We start from the raw sequence: 15,603 nt of genomic DNA, 5'->3' as shown, positions 1-15,603 counted from the left end.
GTTGCGGGTCATGCGAAGTGAGACGATCGGCTCCCTTGACGGGCGACGCTGGTCGTGCCCATCCCGAAACAGGACAACAAACCGGATCCGATCCCATGAGCCCGAGCCTGCCCATCGTCATCTGTGGCGAATCCCTGCTGGATGTGTTCCAGAACGGCGCGACCCCCAACGGCCTGCACCTGGATGCGGTCGTGGGCGGCTCGCCGCTGAACGTCGCCGCTGGCGTGCAGCGCATGGGCGGCCGTGCGGTCTTTTTCGGCGCAGTCTCGCGCGATTTCCTGGGCGACCGCATCCTCGCCAGCATCGAGCAGGAAGGCCTCTCGACCGAGGCGCTGGTGCGCTGCGACGCGCCGACGACGCTGAGCCTGGTCGGCGTGGACGCTGCCGGCGTACCGAGCTACCGCTTCTACGGCCACGGCGGCGCCGACCGCCAGCTGCTGCCCGAGCACCTGGCGGCGCTGCCGGCCCAGGTCGCGGCGATCCACTTCGGCTCCTACGGCTGCGTGGTCGAGCCGATCGGCTCGACGCTGCGCACGCTGGTCGAGGCGCGCCACCGCGACACGGTGATCTCCTTCGATCCGAATGTGCGCCTGAACGTCGAGCCCGCGCTGGCGGTCTGGCGCGATCACATCGAGTGGATGGCCTCGCGCACCCATCTGCTCAAGCTCAGCGACGAGGATTTCGAGCGGCTCTATCCGGGCGAGGACATCGAGGTGCTGGCCGCGCGCTGGCTGGGCGCCGGCGTGGCGCTGGTGATGATGACGCGCGGCGGCGAGGGTGCCTTCGCCTGGACGAAGGCCGGCCGCGTGCAGGTCGCCGCACCGAAGGTCACGGTGCAGGACACCGTCGGCGCCGGCGACACCTTCCAGGCCGCGACGCTGATCGCGCTGGCCGAGATCGGGCGACTGTCGCCCGAGGCGCTGGCCGACATCTCGCTCGACGAGATGAGCCGGGTGGCCGATTTTGCGGCCCGGGCGGCGGCGATCACCTGCACCCGGCGCGGCCCCGATCTGCCGCGCCGCGCCGAGCTGCGTGACCAGGTCTGAGAATTTGCTATAGTCGCGGTCTTCGTCGGGGTGTAGCGCAGTCTGGTAGCGCATCTGCTTTGGGAGCAGAGGGTCGTGAGTTCGAATCCCACCACCCCGACCACGGTTCATGAACAACGCCCCGCACTGCGGGGCGTTGTCGTTTGCGGCCTTGGTTCTTGATTTTGACCGGGTTCAGGCCGGCGTGCGGAACGAGGCCACCGCCTGCAGCAGGCCGCCGGCCTGCTCGCGCATGTCCTGCGCGGCCGCGGCGCTTTCCTCGACCAGCGCTGCATTCTGCTGGGTGCTGCGGTCCATCTGGGTGATCGCCTGACCGACCTGCTCGATGGCGGCGTTCTGGTCCTGGCTGGCATCGCTGATGTCGGCGACGATGCTGCTGACCCGCTCGATCGAGCGCACGATGTCCTCCATCGTCGCGCCGGCGCGGCCCACCAGCGCCGAGCCCTGCTCGACCCGGCCGACGCTGGTCGAGATCAGGTTCTTGATCTCGCGTGCGGCCTCGGCCGAGCGCTGCGCGAGGTTGCGCACCTCGCTGGCCACCACCGCAAAGCCGCGGCCCTGCTCGCCGGCGCGCGCGGCCTCCACGGCGGCGTTCAGCGCCAGGATGTTGGTCTGGAAGGCGATCGAGTCGATCACGCCGATGATGTCGCCGATCTTGCGCGAGGACTCGCTGATGCCGTCCATCGTCTGCACCACGTCGCGCATCAGCGTGCCGCCGCCTGTGGCGATCTGCACCGCATCCTGGGCCAGCCGGGTGGCTTCCTGGGCATGGCCTGTGTTGGCTCGCACGGTGTTGCTCAGCTCGTCCATCGTCGCGGCGGTCTGCTGCAGCGCGCTGGCCTGATCCTCAGTGCGCCGGCTCAGGTCGTTGTTGCCCTCGGCGATCTGGTTGCTGGCCTGGGCCACCGTCTCGGCGCTGCCGCGCACGCCGCTCACGATCTGCGTCAGCGAGGACTGCATTTCCTGCAGCGCACGCAGCAGCGGCGAGAACTCGTCATGCTCGCGGTCGGTCACCGCGGTGGCCAGATCGCCGTCGCGCACGCGCACGGCGATCTGCGTGCTTTCCTCGATGCGTCGGCCCATCGTTCGGCCGAGCTGCACCGTGTTCCAGATCATGCCCAATGCCAGCAGCGTCAGGACACCCAGCAGCACGCTCAGAGTCTGGTTGACCGCCTGGTTGATCTGATCGATCTCCTTCTTCAGCGCCGCATCCTGGTAGCCGACGTTGTCCCGCAGGGCGGCCAGCAGCGCATTGCGCGCGGGAATCGTGCGGTCGACCAGATAGGCGAACGCCTCGTCCCTGCGCCCTTGCCGCACCAGCTCCAGATTGCTTTCGCCATGAACCCAGAATGTCTTCATCAGATCCGGAATGACCGAGAAGCGCTGGCGTCCCTGCTCGCTGAAGAGCTTGCTCTCGTAGCTGGCCGCTGACTGCTCGATCAGCTGGCGTCGCTTCAGGATGTCGTCGATCGCCGCCTGACGCTCATCGGCATTGCGCGCCAGCATGCCGTGGCGCAATTGCAGCGACGACTGGGTGACATAGAGCTCGATCTGTGCAATCTCGCGCAGCTGGGCGGTACGCACCGATTCGGTCCGCCGGGCAGTGTCGTTGGCCTCGCCGAGTTTCCAGTACGAGAAGCCTGCAGTACCTGCCATCAGCGCCAGCATCAGCGCGGAGGAGATGTATTGGCGGCGTGTCACGCCGGGTGCGGGCCAGAGAGCCATGTCTTGTGTTCCTGCCGGGATCGACACTGGTTGGACATGGCTTCCGGTATCGGCAGATTCATGCTGATCTGAACCCCGGTGGTATCATGCAGGGCTCTGCCTGTAGCTCAACTGGATAGAGCAGCTGCCTTCTAAGCAGCAGGTCGGGGGTTCGAGTCCCTCCGGGCAGGCCACACCGGCCGATCAGGACCCCTCACGACGCCAAGCCCCTCAGGAAATCAACGTCCTGGGGGCTTTTGCGTTGGGGGTGATGGTGTTGTCGGAGTGACTGAGGCGCCAGCCTCACCGCACCAGCGGTCTGACCGTGCTGAAGCCTCCATCGACCGCGATCACCTGGCCAGTCAGCCGCGAGGCCTCGTCGCTCAGCAGCCATGCGACGGTGGCGGCCACCGTGTCGGCGCCCTGCACGCCGCCGAGCGGGTACTGGCGTGCGGCGGCCTCGCGCATCGCTTCGACCTTGAGCATCGGCGCGGTCATCGGCGTCTCGGTCATGCCGGGCGCGACCACGTTGATGCGCAGGCCGGCCGGCGCGTAGGTGGCCGCCGCGCTGCGCGCCAGCGCCTCGACGCCGCCCTTGGCCGCGGCGATCGCCTCATGGTTGGCCACGCCGATGCGCGCCACCACCGAGCTGCACAGCACCGCCGCGCCCGGCTGGCCGGCCGCACGCAGCGCCTCGATCCAGGCCCCCAGCATGAAGACCGCGCTGTCGAGGTTGACCCGGCGCAGCTCTGCCCACTGCTCGGCGCGGGTGCGGTGCAGCGGCGCGATCAGCGTGCTGCCGACGCAGTGCGCCAGCCGCTGCGGCGCCTGGCCGAAGGCCTCCTGGCAGGCGGCCACCGCGAGCTGCGCGCCCTCGGGCGTGGTGGTGTCGGCGGCGATGCGCAGATCGGCCTCGACCGGCTGCAGCGCGCCGGCATCGCGCCCGACCGCGGCCACGCGCAGGCCGTCGGCCTTCAGCCGGCGGCACAGCTCACGGCCGATGCCACCGCGCGCGCCGGTCACCAGCACGACGGGAGGGAGGGACGACGGGGGAGGCAGCGAGGTCGACATCAGGGTCTCCGGAAGCAACAAGGGAAAAGACAGGATCTGCCGGCGAGAGCTCACGCCCGACCCGGGTCCACCATTGGGAAAAGGAATCGCAGGGCCGCTCGATGCGCGGGAACAGCCGGGGCGCCGGGCGCAGATCGGTCGCCAGCGCCTCAAGCACAGGGCGCAGATGCGGGTCGTCCTGGGCATGGACCCGGCGCGCGTCGCGCAGCAGCGCTCGCCACGGCGCCAGCGGTGCCAGCGCAGCGTGCGGCGTGAGCTGGCGCAGCCGGGTCGTCACGAAGTTCCAGCGCGCGGCGCTCCACGGCCGCGCCCGGTGCGTCTCGGCCACCAGCAGGCCGATCACCACCGTGCCGGTCGGCAGGTCGGCTGGCGGATCGCCCAGCGCCCACGGGTGCGCCAGCCAGACCTCGCGGCCGCGCACCTGCTCGTGCAGCTCGGCGCTAATGCCGTGGAAGCCGTCCTTGGGGGGCTCGGCGTGCAGTGCGGGCTCGGGGCAGCTGTCGGCGTCCGGCCAGGGTCGGGTGCGCACCGGCGTCGGGCTGCGGGCGATGTGCTCCAGGTGGCCGTAGTCGGTGTCGAGCACGCTGCCTGGGCTGTGCCACTCGGGCGGCGCGTGGCGGGCGACGTTCTCCGCGTTGAACAGATAGGGCTTGCGGCTGCCGGTGGCCGCCACCCACTGCCAGCTCAGGTGATTGCTGGCCAGATCGCCGTCGAGCAGGCGCGGCCAGAGCCAGTCGGCCCCGGCGCGCCAGTGCACCTTGCGCAGATGCACCAGGTAGCTGGCCAGCCACAGCCGCGCATGGTTGTGCAGATGGCCGCTGTCGTGCAGCGTGCGCACCGCCTGGTCGATCACCGGCACGCCGGTGCGCGCCTGGCGCACATCGTCGGGCACCGCATCGGCATAGGCCGCGCCCGGCAGCATGCCCTCGTGCAGAGAGCGCAGGATGGCGTCGCCGCGGTGGTGCCAGACATGGCGGAAATACTCGCGCCAGCCCAGCTCCATCACCAGCCGGTGCTGCAGGCCGATCGGCGTGCGGCGCCCGGCCGCAGCGTGCGCGGCGATCGCGCCGGCCAGCACCTCGCCGGGCGAGACGATGCCGTGCGTGATCCACGGCGACAGGCCGGTCACCGCGCCGTCGAGCGCATTGCGGGTGCGGGCATAGGCCTCGGCATCGATCGCGGCGATGCGGCGCAGTGCGGTGGCGCGGCTGGGGTCGGGGCTCATGCCGGCTGCTCCTGGCGATGGCTGCCGGCCGGGGCGGGCTGCGCACGCGCCGGGCGCGGCGGCTCGCTGCCGATGCGCTCGGCCAGATCCAGGCCGGAGAGCGCCGCCAGCTCGACGGTGCCGCCGCCCAGGAAGTCGCCGCAGACGCCCAGGCCCAGCTCGGCATCCCACCAGCAGCTCGGGCCGGCACGCAGCAGCGGGCATGGGCGGCTGTACAGCCAGCGATGCGCCATCGCGACCTGCACCGGCAGATCGCCACCCGGATTGACCTCGGCGCGCAGCGCATCGAGCAGCCGCGTGACGATCTGCTCCGGGCGGTCGTCCCGGTGCGCCTGCGACCACTCCGGCCGGGCCTGCACCACCCAGCGGGCCCGCCCCGGGCGAAGTTGGCGCCCCGGCTTGTGGTCATCGCGCAGCAGCAGCGCGATCGGGCCGTGCGCCGGGCGCAGCAGCGAGGCCGGCCAGGCGGGCGGCTCGTCCGTCTCGGCCATCAGCGTCCAGCAGGGTTCCATCTCGACCTGTCGGGCCGCCTCGGCCCAGTCGGGTCGATGGGCTTCGAGCAGCACCGCGGCCTGCTGCGGCGGCATCGCCAGCACCACCGCGTCATGGCTGCGCGGCAGCACCGGCTGATCGCCCAGCTGCAGGCGCCAGCGCCGCGGCGCGCTCTCCGGTGCCATCGTGTGCTGCGGCTGCGCATGCAGCGCGCTCACCGCCTGGCCGAGCTGCAGCGGCAGCGTGCCGACCAGCCGGCGCACCATCTCGTTCATGCCCGGCACGGCCACCCAGCGCACCGGATCCGCGCCGTCCGGGCGCTGCGCCCGCCACGGCGCCAGCCAGCCCGCCTGCACGCCCTGCCAGATCCAGGGCTGCAGGGCCAGCGAATGACTCTCGAAGCCGGTGGCGCCGTGGTCGAAATGCAGCGCCTGCGCGCCTTCGCCATGGCGCCGGGTGGCCATGCGTCCGCCGGGGCCGCGCGCCTTGTCGAACAGCTCGACCTGCGCGCCGGCCTGCGCCAGGGCCTGCGCGCACAGCGCGCCGGACACGCCCGCGCCGATGACCGCAATCCGCGGCGTCCCGATGGAGGTGAGACAAGAAGAGGGCATCGAAGGGCTCCGGAGGTTTCTGGACCGATCTGCGTGGCATCTGCACTGCATGATCCGTCGATGGGGCGTATCATGAACCGAGTTTGAAGCGATGCAAAATCAGTTCAAATGAATTCCTGGATCCATGCGCCCAAGTCATCCACGTCAAAGCGAGGACGCAACGGAGACGTATCAGAGACGCACCAGAGACATCGACTGTTCAAGAGGTAAGAGGTGAGCTCATGACGACATTCCTTTCCCCTGTCGAGCCCGTGTCCCGGAGCGATGACGCGGTGCCGCGTTTCCGCACCGCGGCCGTGGCCCGCATGACCGGCATCGCGGTGGCGACGCTGCGGGTGTGGGAGCGGCGCTACCGCATCGTCGCGCCGCCGCAGTCGGTGTCGGGGCACCGGCTGTATTCCTCGGCCGATGTGCGCCGGCTGGGCATGATCCGGTCGCTGGTCGAGCAGGGCCATGCGATCGGCACGCTGGCGCCGCTGGCCGAGCCGGCGCTGCAGCAACTGCTGGTGAACGGGCAGACGGCGCCTGCCTCGGCCGAGCCGGCGGCCTCGCGCCTGTCGGCCCGGCCGCGCGGCGAGCCGGCGCCGCGTGCGCGCTCGCTGGTGGTGTGCGGCGGCGGGCGCACCCTGCCGGCGGTGCTGGCGGCGCAGCTCGGCGCCTTGCCGGGCGAGCACCGGCTGCTGGACTGGGCGGCGCAGTCGGCGCTGCCGCTGTCCCGAGGCGATCACGACCTGCTGGCGCTGGAGATCGACACGCTGCACCCGGACGGGGTCGAGCGCCTGCTGGCCCTGCAGCGCGAGCAGGTCGCGCGCGAGGTGGTGGTGGTCTACGGCTTCGGCTCGGACCGGCTGGTGCAGCGCCTGCGCGAGGCCGGCGTGTCGGTCTGGCGCGGCCCGCTCGGGCGCGCCGAGATGGCGCGGCTGCTGCGCGCCACGCTGCTCGATCTGGCCGGCGCCGAGACCCGCTGGCCGCAGGCGCCTGCCGACCCGCAGGCGGCCGAGCAGCCGGCGCTGTCGCCCGAGGCGCTGGCGCGTGCCGCCCGCCTGACCAGTCGGGTGCTGTGCGAATGCCCGCGCCATCTGGCCGAGCTGATCCAGCTGCTGGGCGACTTCGAGGACTACAGCGCCCGCTGCGCGGTCGACACCCCGGCCGACCGGCGCCTGCATGACGAGCTGGGCCGCACCGCCGCGCTGGCACGTCAGCGCTTCGAGCAGGCGCTGCGCCGCATCGCCGCCGAGGAGGGCTGGCAGCTCGATGCCGATCTGGTGCTGGAGTGAAGTCGCGAGTGAAGTCGCGAGGGCGGCCGGACGATGACCGCCTGATGAAGACGGGATGAAGACCCTGTCCGGGCACGGGTTCGCCCGGGGACCGGTGCGGTGGTCACCCGTTAGGCTGTGCATACCTTCCACTTCCGTGATGGATATCGCAATGACAGCAGGTCGCTTCGAGCTTCACCCGTCCGGCACCGGCAGCTTCCGCTTCGTGCTGAAGGCCGGCAATCACCAGGTCATCCTGACCAGCCAGAGCTACGCCAGCCACGCCGCGGCGCTTGGCGGCATCGAGTCGGTGCGCACCAATGCGGCCGTGCCCGAGCGCTTCGACCGGCGCGAGTCCAAGGCCGGCGAGCCGTATTTCGTGCTGAAGGCGGGCAACGGCCAGATCATTGGCCAGAGCGAGATGTACTCGTCGGCGGCCGGCATGGAGAACGGCATCCTGTCGGTTGCGCGCAACGCGCCCGAGGCCGAGCTGAAGGATCTGAGCGCGAGCTGAGCCCGGCGCTGGCCGCGAGCGTGCATCCGCAGGCACAATCGCGGCCTTCCCGTCATCGGGGAGTAGCTGACCGGATCCTGTCCGGTGCCTGGCGTCAACATGCTTGTCCCTCACGGACATGGCGCAGGCAGCCCCTCCGGGCCTGGCAAGACCGATGACCATGCAGCCTCCGGACGGGCCGGTGGTGCTGCATGGTCATCGCTGATCCTGCACCACCGGCCCCGGAGAAAAATCGCATGGCCCTCGCCCTCGAACCCTTCCTCGTCTCGACCGGCATCGTCGCCCTGGGCGAGATCGGCGACAAGACGCAGCTGCTGGCGCTGCTGCTGGCGGCGCGCTTCCGCCGCCCGGTGCCGATCATTCTCGGCATCCTGGCCGCGACCCTGCTCAACCATGCGCTGGCCGGCCTGGTCGGCGACACGGTGGCGCGGCTGCTGGGGCCGGATGTGCTGCGCTGGGTCATCGGCCTGTCCTTCCTGGCGATGGCCGGCTGGATGCTGGTGCCCGACGAGATCGACGAGGCCGAGGCCGAGGCGGGTCGCTTCGGTGTCTTCGGCACCACGGTGATTGCCTTCTTCCTGGCCGAGATGGGCGACAAGACCCAGATCGCCACGGTCGCGCTGGCGGCGCGCTACACCGAGCTGGTCCAGGTGGTCTGCGGCACCACGCTGGGCATGATGCTGGCCAACGTGCCGGCGGTGCTGATCGGCGAGAAGGCCGCGACCCGGCTGCCGATGCGGCTGGTGCACGGCATTTCCGCGGCCATCTTCGCGGTGCTGGGCGTGATGACGCTGTTCAATGTCGGCCGGATGCTCTGACGGCTCATCCGGGCCGTGATCAGCCGTAGCGCAGCGCGGTGGTCTTGCCACCGAACACGCGGTACACGAACACCGTGTAGCCGGCGATGGTGGGCAGCACCAGCACCGCCCCCACCGCGATGAACTTCAGGGATTCGGTGGCGCTGGCCACCTCCCACATCGTGTAGCGGTCGAGCACCACATACGGGTACAGGCTGAAGGCCAGCCCGAAGGCGCCCAGCACCAGCACGCTGAGCGCCAGCAGCAGCGGCGCCCAGCACAGCTTGCCTTTCGGGCCGGCCACGCGGTGCGAGTTCAGCAGGGCCCGCAGCGCCACCAGCGCCAGGGCGGTGGCCAGCGGGATCGGCAGCAGGGCCAGCAGGTTGGGCAGGCTGAACCAGCGCTCGCGCACGGTGTCGCTCACCAGCGGGGTGGCCACCGACACCAGCGCCAGGGCCAGCACCAGTCCTGGCCAGGCCGCCTTGGCCCAGACCACGGCGCGCTGCTGCAGCTCGCCCTCGGTGCGCAGGATCAGCCAGCAGGCGCCCAGCAGCACATAGGCCGCGGGCAGGGCGAGCATCACCCAGGCCGAGAAGGCGTAGGCCGGCGGCGTCTCGGCCAGGCCGGTCACGAAGCGCCCCAGCATCCAGCCTTGGGCCAGCGAGGTGATCAGCGAGCCGGCAAAGAAGGCGAAGTTCCACAGCGGCTTGTGCTGGGCCTGGGCCTTCACGCGGAAGTCGAAGGCCACGCCGCGCAGGATCAGGCCCATCAGCATGACCGCCACCGGCAGGTAGAGGGCGCCGAGGATGACGCCGTGCGCCTTGGGGAAGGCGATCAGCAGCAGGCCCACGCCCATCACCAGCCAGGTCTCGTTGGCATCCCAGAACGGGCCGATGGAGGCCACCATGTGGTCCTTGTGGGCGTCGGTGCCGGCCAGGGGCAGCAGCATGCCCACGCCCAGGTCATAGCCGTCCAGGGCCACATAGGCCAGCATGGCCACGCCCATCAGCAGCCAGAACAGCAGGGGAAGGAAGGTGTCGATTGTCATGGGCGTCATGGGCGTCATCGGTGTCATGGCAGGTTCGTTGTCATTGACCTTGCAGGGCGGCCTGACCGGGCAGGGCGGCGGGCGCCTCCGAGGTGTCGAGCGGCTTGGTCGCCATGTAGCGCAGCACCCGCACATAGGCCACCAGCAGGCCGCCGTAGACGATCGCGTAGCCCAGCAGCGTCCAGCCCACATGGGCGGCCGGCGTGGTGGTGACCACGTCGGCCGTGCGAATCAGGCCCTGCACCACGTAGGGCTGGCGGCCGATCTCCGTCACGTACCAGCCGGCCACCGTGGCCACCCAGCCGGAAAAGGTCATCGTGCTCAGCAGGGGCCACAGCCAGGGCTGGCGGATCTGGCCCGCCTGCCAGCCGGCGCGCCGCAGCAGCCACGCGGCGCTCCACGAGGTCAGCAGCATCAGCACGCCCACGCCCACCATGACGCGAAAGCCGAAGAACACCGGCTTGACCGGCGGGTGGGCGCCCTTGAACTCGTCGAGCCCCTTGATCTCGCCATCGGGCGAATGGGTCAGGATCAGGCTGGCCAGCTTCGGGATGCCGATGGCCCAGTCGTGGCGACCTTCGGCCTCGTTGGGCCAGGCCAGCAGCAGCAGGGGCGCGCCCCGCTCGGTCTCGAACACGCCTTCCATCGCGGCGATCTTGGCCGGCTGGTGCTTCAGGGTGTTGAGGCCGTGCAGGTCGCCGGCCAGGATCTGCAGCGGAATCAGCACCGCGGCCAGGGTCACGCCCAGGCGCAGCACCTTCGGCGTGCCGGCATGGGCGTGCCCGCGCCACAGCTGCCAGGCGGCCAGTCCGGCCATCAGGAAGGCCACCGTCAGTCCCGACGCCAGCAGCATGTGGGCCAGGCGGTACGGAAAGCTCGGGTTGAAGATGATGGCCCACCAGTCGGCGGCGTGCAGCACGCCGTCGATCTCGACATGGCCCTGCGGCGTCTGCATCCACGAGTTCAGGCTCAGGATCCAGAACGCGCTCATGGTGGTGCCGAAGGCCACCAGGAAGTTCGCCACCAGGTGGGTGCGTTCGCTCACGCGGCCATGCCCGAACAGCATCACGCCCAGGAAGGTGGCCTCCAGGAAGAAGGCGGTCAGCACCTCGTAGCCCAGCAGCGGGCCGGCGATGTTGCCCGCCCGCTCCATGAAGCCGGGCCAGTTGGTGCCGAACTGGAAGCTCATGGTCACGCCGCTGACCACGCCGAGCGCGAAGGTGAGCGCGAAGACCTTGGTCCACCAGCGCCACACACCCAGCCAGGCGCGGTCGCCCGTGCGCAGCCAGCGCCAGCGCATGAACAGCAGCACCCAGCCCAGCGCGATGCTGAGGGTGGGGAAAAGAATGTGGAAGGTGATGTTCAGCGCGAACTGCAGGCGCGACAGCAGCAGGGTGTCGACGGTGTCCATGGCTCAGTCTGTCTTTGTGGTGAATCAAGTCTATGCTGAATTTTCAGTAATTACTGAAAACACGGAAAGCAAGAGGGGCATGGGTCCGGAAATCCGATTGCCTGGCAAGCGGTCGTGACGGATTGCCGGACCCGGTACGCGTCGGTCAGCCTCGCTTCTCGTCGGCAGGCTGGGGCGATGGCCGCAACGTCACGGGCTGGCACGAGTCATGCTCTGTTCTGGTGCAATGAACGATGCGACGACTCCCGACCTCTCCCGCTCCGGCCGCCTGACGGCCCGGGTGCGCGTGGGTGCGGCCTTGCTGCTGGCGCTGGCGCCGATGCTGGCGCTGGCCCAGCCGCGTCCGGCGCCGGAGCAGTCGCTGCCGGAGTCGGAAACCCTGCGCCGCATCGTCGAGACCGGCACGATCAGCCTCGGGCACCGCGAGTCCTCGGTGCCGTTCTCGTACTACGACGGCCGCAAGCGGGTGGTCGGCTACTCGCACGAGCTGATGCTGCGGGTGGTCGACAGCCTGAAGGCCGAGCTGAAGCTGCCGGCGCTGACGCTGCGCCTGGTGCCGCTGACCACCCAGAACCGCATTCCGCTGGTGCGCAACGGCACGGTCGACCTGGAGTGCGCCTCCACCACCCACACCGCGGACCGGGCCCGTCAGGTCGCCTTCTCGACCACCTTCTTCATCGCTGGCACCCGGCTGCTGGTGCGGCGCGGCTCGCCGATCCGCGACTTTTCCGATCTGGCCGGACGCTCCGCCGTGGTGACGGCCGGCACCACGTCCGAGCGCCTGCTGCGCACGCATGTCGAGCGTCGGCGGCTGCAGGTGCGCATCGTGACGGTCCGTGACCACGAGGAGGCCTTCCTGGCGCTGGAGTCCGGCCGTGCCGAGGCCTTCATGATGGATGACGCGCTGCTGTATGGCGCGCGGGCCCGCGCGGTGCGCCCGAGCGACTGGGAGGTCGTGGGAACCCCGATGTCCCAGGAGGCCTACGCCTGCATGATGCGCCGGGGCGACCCCCAGTTCAAGGCGGTGGTCGACCGCGCGCTGGTGCGCCTGATGCAGTCCGGCGAGGCGATGCGCATCTACCAGCGCTGGTTCCAGGAGCCGATACCCCCGTGGGGCCTCAACCTGAACTGGCCGCCTTCGCCGGCGATGCAGCAGCTGCAGCGTCGTCCGAACGACCAGCCTCTGGGCTGAGCCCCCTGCAGCCCTTGTAGCCCTTGTTCAATCCACCCATTCCACCCCTCCCACAAGGAAGAGCCATGAAGAAATCCTTCGTTCTCGTCGCGGCGCTGCTGGCCGCCGGTGTCGTGCAGGCCTCGGGCACCCTCGACAAGATCAAGTCGAGCGGCACGATCACGCTGGGCGTGCGCGAGTCCTCCGGTGCGCTCGGCTTCACGCTGGGTGATGGCAAGTACGTCGGCTTCCACACCGAGATGGCCGAGCGCATCTCCGCCGACCTGCGCAAGAAGCTGGGCCTGTCGTCGCTGACGGTCAAGTTCCAGCCGGTGACCTCGCAGAACCGCATCCCGCTGGTGGAGAACGGCACGGTCGACCTCGAGTGCGGCTCCACCACCAACAACGCCGCCCGCCAGAAGCAGGTGTCGTTCGCGGTGACGACCTATGTCGAGGAAGTGCGCATCGCCGTGAAGGCCAGCTCGGGCATCACCTCGATCTCGCAGCTCAACGGCAAGAAGGTCGCCACCACCACCGGCACGACCTCGGTGCAGCTGCTGCGCAAGCACGAGCGTGCCAACGGCGTGAATTTCGAGGAAGTCTTCGGCAAGGACCACGCCGACAGCTTCCTGCTGCTGGACTCGGGCCGCGCCGACGCCTTCGTGATGGACGGCCAGATCCTGGCGGGCAACATCGCCAAGGCCAAGAACCCGAAGGACTTCCGCATCGTCGGCGAGGTGCTCAACGTCGAGCCGATCGCCTGCATGCTGCGCAAGGACGACCCCGCCTTCAAGACCGCGGTCGACGACAGCATCAAGGGCATGATCAAGAGCGGCGACCTGGCCAAGCTCTATGACAAGTGGTTCATGCAGCCGATCCCGCCGGCCAATGCGCCGGTGGGCCTGCCGCTGTCGGAGGCCACCAAGGCGGCCTGGGCCAACCCCAACGACAAGCCGGCCGAAGAGTACGCGAAGAAGTGAGATGAAGGGGCCGGATGACCCGCAGGGTCATCCACAGCGGACGGGCCGCGACATGCGGCCCGTCTGTCTTGAACGACGAGGAGAGAGAACTTGGCTGACTGGGACTGGCAGGTCTTCTGCAGGGACACGATCGATGGCGAGGCGCGCCCGAGCTGCTTCGGCGAGGGCGGTGACATCACCTATCTCGACTGGATGCTCTCGGCCTGGGGCTGGACGGCCTCGGTCTCGCTGCTGGCGCTGGCGGTGGCGATGCTGTTCGGCTGCCTGATGGGCATCCTGCGCACCACGCCCAACCGCGGGCTGGTGCTGCTGGGCGACGCGTGGACGGAGCTGTTCCGCAACATCCCGGTGCTGGTGCAGGTCTTTCTCTGGTATTTCGTCGCACCTGAGCTGGTGCCGGCGCTCAAGCAGATCCCGAGCTTCCTGCTGGTGGTGCTGGGCCTGGGCTTCTTCACCTCGGCGCGCATCTCCGAGCAGGTCAAGGCCGGCATCCAGAGCCTGCCGCGCGGCCAGCGCATGGCCGGCCAGGCGCTGGGCCTGACGCTGCCGCAGACCTATCGCCATGTGCTGCTGCCGACGGCGCTGCGCATCGTCATCCCGCCGCTGACCAGCGAGAGCATGGGCATCGTCAAGAACTCGTCGGTGGCCTTCTCGGTCTCGGTGGCGGAGCTGACGATGTTCGCCCGCCAGGCGCAGGAGGAGACCTCGCGCGGCATCGAGATCTATCTGGCGGTGACGGCGCTCTACTTCATCACCTCGATCCTGGTCTACCAGGCGGCCCGGCTGATCGAGCAGCGCCTGCGCATTCCCGGCACGATCGGCGCCGGCAAGTGAGCGGCAGCAAAGGCTTTCCATGCAACTCGACTTTTCCTTCCTGAGCGGCGAGGTCATCGCCAGCTACGTCACCAAGGGCTTCCTGTTCTCGCTGCAGCTCACGCTGGTGGCGATGGTCGGCGGCATCGTGCTGGGCACGCTGCTGGCGCTGATGCGCCTGTCCGGCAAGCCCTGGCTGGCCGGGCCGGCCGCGGCCTATGTCAACACCATGCGCTCGATCCCGCTGGTGATGGTGATCCTGTGGTTCTTCCTGCTGATCCCGCTGATGATCGGCCGGCCGATGGGCGCGGAGGTCTCGGCGCTGATCACCTTCACGCTGTTCGAGGCGGCCTACTACTCGGAGATCATGCGCGCGGGCATCCAGTCGGTGCCGCGCGGCCAGGTCTTTGCCGGCTATGCGATGGGCATGAGCTACCGCCAGACCATGCAGCTGGTCGTGCTGCCGCAGGCCTTCCGCAACATGATTCCGGTGCTGCTGACCCAGACCATCATCCTGTTTCAGGACACCTCGCTGGTCTACGCCATCGGCGCCTATGACATGCTCAAGGGCTTCGAGATCGCCGGCAAGAACTTCAACCGCCCGGTCGAGACCTACATCGTCGCGGCCCTGATCTATTTCGTCATCTGCTTCTCGCTGTCGATGCTGGTCAAGCACCTGCAGAAGAAGATCGCCATCATTCGCTGAGCGAGGATTTCCATCGTGATCGACATCAAGAACGTCTCCAAGTGGTACGGCAGCTTCCAGGTGCTGACCGATTGCACCACCTCGATCCAGAAGGGCGAGGTCGTCGTCGTCTGCGGACCTTCGGGTTCGGGCAAGTCGACGCTGATCAAGACGGTCAATGCGCTCGAGCCCTTCCAGAAGGGTGACATCGTCGTCGATGGCATCTCGATCGCCGACCCGAAGACTGACCTGCCCAAGCTGCGCTCGCGCGTGGGCATGGTGTTCCAGCACTTCGAGCTGTTCCCGCACCTGTCGGTGACCGAGAACCTGACGCTGGCGCAGATCAAGGTGCTGGGCCGCTCGAAGGACGATGCGGTCAAGCGCGGCCTGAAGATGCTCGACCGCGTCGGGCTGATGGCGCACAAGGACAAGTTCCCGGGCCAGCTCTCGGGCGGCCAGCAGCAGCGCGTGGCGATCGCGCGCGCGCTGTCGATGGACCCGATCGTGATGCTGTTCGACGAACCGACCTCGGCGCTCGACCCCGAGATGGTCGGCGAGGTCCTCGACGTGATGGTGCAGCTGGCCAACGAGGGCATGACCATGATGTGCGTGACCCACGAGATGGGCTTCGCGCGCAAGGTCAGCCACCGGGTGATCTTCATGGACAAGGGCCAGATCATCGAGGACTGCCGCAAGGACGAGTTCTTCGGCAATCCGGACGCACGCTCGCCGCGCGCCAAGGAATTCCTGTCGAAGATTCTCGGCCACTGAGTCGGCCA

At 69.2% G+C, this 15,603-nt stretch carries 15 protein-coding genes, 2 tRNA genes and 1 riboswitch; of the genes, 11 read left to right on the top strand and 6 right to left on the bottom strand.

The features are described from left to right. The first annotated feature begins 95 nt into the window (after positions 1-95). Positions 96-1,046 (top strand): carbohydrate kinase family protein, encoded by a 951-nt coding sequence (locus BW996_RS13080; protein ID WP_037483519.1) that lies wholly within the window; start codon positions 96-98, stop codon positions 1,044-1,046. A 26-nt stretch (positions 1,047-1,072) separates the two neighbouring features. Beyond that, positions 1,073-1,149: transfer RNA gene (locus tag BW996_RS13075), tRNA-Pro, on the top strand. Positions 1,150-1,220: 71 nt separating this feature from the next. Here BW996_RS13075 and BW996_RS22490 read toward each other — a convergent pair. Further along, entirely contained in the window at positions 1,221-2,771 is a 1,551-nt protein-coding gene (locus tag BW996_RS22490) for a methyl-accepting chemotaxis protein (protein ID WP_037483523.1), read from the bottom strand. 96 nt (positions 2,772-2,867) lie between these two features. Between BW996_RS22490 and BW996_RS13065 the strand changes: the two genes are divergently transcribed. Beyond that, positions 2,868-2,944, top strand: a tRNA-Arg gene (locus BW996_RS13065). A 109-nt stretch (positions 2,945-3,053) separates the two neighbouring features. On the opposite strand, the gene BW996_RS13060 is transcribed toward BW996_RS13065, so the two are convergent. Genes BW996_RS13060 through BW996_RS13050 form a run of 3 tightly spaced genes read right to left on the bottom strand, consistent with a single transcriptional unit; the run spans position 3,054 to position 6,149 of the window. After that, complete coding sequence (locus tag BW996_RS13060; RefSeq protein ID WP_051632080.1) at positions 3,054-3,821, bottom strand: SDR family NAD(P)-dependent oxidoreductase; 768 nt, start codon at positions 3,819-3,821, stop codon at positions 3,054-3,056. After that, the gene (locus tag BW996_RS13055) at positions 3,742-5,046 is read right to left on the bottom strand and encodes an FAD-binding domain-containing protein (protein ID WP_076458942.1); all 1,305 of its coding nucleotides are present in this window, start codon (positions 5,044-5,046) and stop codon (positions 3,742-3,744) included. The genes BW996_RS13060 and BW996_RS13055 overlap by 80 nt, the downstream gene beginning before the upstream one ends. Next, a complete protein-coding gene (locus BW996_RS13050; RefSeq protein WP_076458941.1) occupies positions 5,043-6,149 on the bottom strand; it encodes an NAD(P)/FAD-dependent oxidoreductase in 1,107 nt (368 codons plus the stop codon). The genes BW996_RS13055 and BW996_RS13050 overlap by 4 nt, the downstream gene beginning before the upstream one ends. Positions 6,150-6,400: 251 nt before the next feature. Between BW996_RS13050 and BW996_RS13045 the strand changes: the two genes are divergently transcribed. The 3 genes from BW996_RS13045 (at position 6,401) to BW996_RS13035 (ending at position 8,737) form a co-directional block, all read left to right on the top strand. Beyond that, on the top strand, positions 6,401-7,426 hold the full coding sequence (locus BW996_RS13045) for a MerR family transcriptional regulator (protein WP_162177992.1): 1,026 nt from the start codon (positions 6,401-6,403) through the stop codon (positions 7,424-7,426). Positions 7,427-7,577: 151 nt separating this feature from the next. Then, positions 7,578-7,919 carry a YegP family protein gene (locus BW996_RS13040; RefSeq protein ID WP_037483528.1) on the top strand — a complete coding sequence of 114 codons (342 nt, stop codon included), beginning with the start codon at positions 7,578-7,580 and terminating at the stop codon, positions 7,917-7,919. Positions 7,920-7,964: 45 nt separating this feature from the next. Next, positions 7,965-8,135, top strand: a riboswitch (yybP-ykoY riboswitch). 20 nt (positions 8,136-8,155) lie between these two features. After that, positions 8,156-8,737: a TMEM165/GDT1 family protein gene (locus BW996_RS13035; protein ID WP_037483531.1), complete on the top strand. Its 582-nt coding sequence runs from the start codon at positions 8,156-8,158 to the stop codon at positions 8,735-8,737. A 19-nt stretch (positions 8,738-8,756) separates the two neighbouring features. Here the strand turns inward: BW996_RS13035 and BW996_RS13030 are convergent, their stop codons facing one another. Beyond that, on the bottom strand, positions 8,757-9,773 hold the full coding sequence (locus BW996_RS13030; protein ID WP_375131830.1) for a cytochrome d ubiquinol oxidase subunit II: 1,017 nt from the start codon (positions 9,771-9,773) through the stop codon (positions 8,757-8,759). A 31-nt stretch (positions 9,774-9,804) separates the two neighbouring features. Next, complete coding sequence (locus BW996_RS13025) at positions 9,805-11,175, bottom strand: cytochrome ubiquinol oxidase subunit I (protein ID WP_037483534.1); 1,371 nt, start codon at positions 11,173-11,175, stop codon at positions 9,805-9,807. Positions 11,176-11,473: 298 nt separating this feature from the next. Between BW996_RS13025 and BW996_RS13020 the strand changes: the two genes are divergently transcribed. The 5 genes from BW996_RS13020 to BW996_RS13000 all read left to right on the top strand — a co-directional run bounded on the left by BW996_RS13020 (position 11,474) and on the right by BW996_RS13000 (position 15,595). Beyond that, complete coding sequence (locus BW996_RS13020; protein WP_375131845.1) at positions 11,474-12,367, top strand: transporter substrate-binding domain-containing protein; 894 nt, start codon at positions 11,474-11,476, stop codon at positions 12,365-12,367. 65 nt (positions 12,368-12,432) lie between these two features. Beyond that, positions 12,433-13,326: an amino acid ABC transporter substrate-binding protein gene (locus tag BW996_RS13015; RefSeq protein ID WP_037483537.1), complete on the top strand. Its 894-nt coding sequence runs from the start codon at positions 12,433-12,435 to the stop codon at positions 13,324-13,326. Positions 13,327-13,416: 90 nt separating this feature from the next. Continuing rightward, positions 13,417-14,160, top strand: a complete 744-nt coding sequence (locus BW996_RS13010; protein ID WP_037483539.1) for an amino acid ABC transporter permease — start codon at positions 13,417-13,419, stop codon at positions 14,158-14,160. Positions 14,161-14,179: 19 nt separating this feature from the next. Continuing rightward, positions 14,180-14,845: an amino acid ABC transporter permease gene (locus tag BW996_RS13005; protein WP_037483542.1), complete on the top strand. Its 666-nt coding sequence runs from the start codon at positions 14,180-14,182 to the stop codon at positions 14,843-14,845. A gap of 15 nt (positions 14,846-14,860) precedes the next feature. Further along, positions 14,861-15,595, top strand: a complete 735-nt coding sequence (locus BW996_RS13000; protein ID WP_037483544.1) for an amino acid ABC transporter ATP-binding protein — start codon at positions 14,861-14,863, stop codon at positions 15,593-15,595. The last annotated feature ends 8 nt before the right edge of the window (positions 15,596-15,603 follow it).

This window comes from Sphaerotilus natans, from assembly GCF_900156335.1.
Classification (GTDB): domain Bacteria; phylum Pseudomonadota; class Gammaproteobacteria; order Burkholderiales; family Burkholderiaceae_C; genus Sphaerotilus; species Sphaerotilus natans.
This window is presented reverse-complemented; position numbering and strand designations above follow the sequence as displayed.